Source organism: Burkholderia sp. HAN2018, from assembly GCF_024704855.1.
In the GTDB taxonomy this organism is placed as follows: domain Bacteria; phylum Pseudomonadota; class Gammaproteobacteria; order Burkholderiales; family Burkholderiaceae; genus Burkholderia; species Burkholderia cepacia.
Map to the genome: position 1 here is coordinate 1 of NZ_QOBB01000461.1, position 2,131 is coordinate 2,131.

The 2,131-nt window shown below is 58.7% G+C and carries 3 protein-coding genes; 1 reads left to right on the forward strand and 2 read right to left on the reverse strand.

The window, feature by feature from the left end; translation table 11 throughout:
• Nucleotides 1-243 (reverse strand): aldehyde dehydrogenase family protein (locus DPV74_RS40945; protein ID WP_119339259.1); only part of this gene is annotated, 243 nt, incomplete at its 3' end.
• A 974-nt stretch (nucleotides 244-1,217) separates the two neighbouring features.
• Between DPV74_RS40945 and DPV74_RS40950 the strand changes: the two genes are divergently transcribed.
• Nucleotides 1,218-1,451 carry a hypothetical protein gene (locus DPV74_RS40950; protein ID WP_011549124.1) on the forward strand — a complete coding sequence of 78 codons (234 nt, stop codon included), beginning with the start codon at nucleotides 1,218-1,220 and terminating at the stop codon, nucleotides 1,449-1,451.
• 186 nt (nucleotides 1,452-1,637) lie between these two features.
• On the opposite strand, the gene DPV74_RS40955 is transcribed toward DPV74_RS40950, so the two are convergent.
• Nucleotides 1,638-2,131 (reverse strand): hypothetical protein (locus tag DPV74_RS40955; protein ID WP_162923322.1); only part of this gene is annotated, 494 nt, incomplete at its 5' end.

The following is a 2,131-nucleotide window of genomic DNA, read 5'->3' on the forward strand; positions in this document are numbered from 1 at the left end:
GCGGCGCAGGACGGCCGCGCGCTCGTCGTACGGCAGCGCGAACCACGCGGGCTGCGCTCGGTGCGCGGCGGCTGACGCTTCGGCCACCGCTGCGCCGTCCGCGACGCCGATGCGGCCGAGCGTGTTGCCGGTCGCGGGTTCGATCACGTCGGCCGCGTGCGGGCTGGCGTGCCAGCGTCCGTTGAAAGTCTTGCCGTGCCAGATGTCGGCGTCGAACAGTGCCGTGTTGCTGCTGCTATCCATGTACGCTCCTGAGGAAATTCCGACCCGCCGGATCGGGCGTTGCATCGTCCGGACCGGCATGCGCGCGAGGGTAGGCGGGCGCGGCGAAGCGGGGCTATCCGGGTTTCTTCCCACCCGCGGAGGGCGCGTGGAATGGGGGGCGTCTGCGAATTTGTGTGCGGAAACTGAACAGTCGTTGTGCGGATTGTTGCCGCACGCCGTCTGGGGACTCGGCAGGGTATTGCAGGTGTAGTGCGACGTGCGCTGCGTCTGAAGGCTCGGCGCGCAAACCTGTGGGAAGACACCTGAGCTCACGCTTCGTCGGAGCGGTAGTTGGCGACCCGCAAGGGGGTCGTGTTTGCGCAAAACGGACATTCGAAGCATTCGCCACGAACGTTGCACCGCATAGCGGTGCCTATCCCGGTGCTAGCGCGTTAAAGCTTCCATGGTTTGGACAATATGGCCAAACTTGTCATTGCCCTCAAAGGCCGCACAGGTCCGTGCGTATACCTGTTCCTTCCCGTCATTCTTGGAAAAAAATACTTCCGCGCAATCGCAGCGTAAGGTTGCCACCTTTGCATGAGTCCGGGTATCGCTTAACGTCGCGACCCAGCAACTATCGGCACATCCACAGCTACCGTAGGCAAGTACTTGATGGCGCCGGTGCCAAGGCAACGGCTCGGTCCTCACGCCTTGCGCTCCAACCTTTGACAAGAATAAGAGCGCGAGCAAACACACGGCCATGCGCGTTCTATTGCGGTTCATGTCTATAACCATCGAGATTTGATTTTACTAATAGTGACCTGCGGCGGGATTTTGTAGCCACGCCCGATGAGTATCTTGGCCTCGGCGCGACTGCGGAATCCTTCCCGATTAAATCGCTTCTCCCGCAGCGTGCCGTTGGAACCTTCAGCGGAGTCGTTCTGCCAAGGGCGGCAAGAATGGACACAGCGTGTACGATCTGATCTTCAAGAAAACCATCCAAGGAGAGAGGAATGAATCCGGAACAGGCCCGAGCCGAAGAAACCCAGGCGATGGAGCGCATGGTGGCCGCCACGCTGCGCGTGCAGAGTACGTTCGCCTCGATGCAGAAGCAATTTCCGCCGCAAGGCAGCGGCGAGCCTTCGCCGTTCGCGCTGCAAACCTTTGATGCCGCCCTGCAGGAACTTGAAGACGCACAGGCCGCGTTCGATGCGCTGCTGAACGATCTGATCGACGGTAACCGCTAAAGGCTACGCCCTTATCTGCACCGATTGTCGACGATCTAAAAAGCTGTGTCGAACGGCCGCTTGAATCCATCGCCGCCGGCGGCCGGCCGCCGGTCTGTGACGCATGACCGGCGCAGATCGACCCGAAGTGGCCCGTCAGATTTCTCCGAAACGGCCATTTCGAGCCGTTCAAGTCTTACGCATCCTTCACTGACTTTGCTCGATCATCACCTCGCACGAAGCGCGTAACGACGGAAACACTCTCATTACCCTACGCAGATGTTCAATGCGGCTTGAACGCTCGATAAATGGATAAGCATCCTGATGCAGGGCGACCCAAACTTTACCGAAATCCGAGCATTCACTTACCCACCGTGTCAGGGTACACATGATGCGCTGACCATTGTCGTTAGTTCGCCACGCCCACAGATTTAACAGGTCAGCAACATCCTGCAGGCAATAATTCTCCGGCAGGTCGGCCCAAAGCAATTCCGCCAAATCGCTGTTCTCTCCATAGATACTAAGCAGCTGGCGAAGATTCTCTTCGTCACCTCCAAAGTCTACGTGACCTGCCCCCTGCAAACAGGGCCAGCTGGAGTCTAGTAAAGTTCGTTTTCGGAGAAGAAGACGAACATGAAGAAGCGCTTTACGGAACAGCAAATCATCGGGTTTCTGAAGGAAGCCGAAGCCGGTATGGCAGT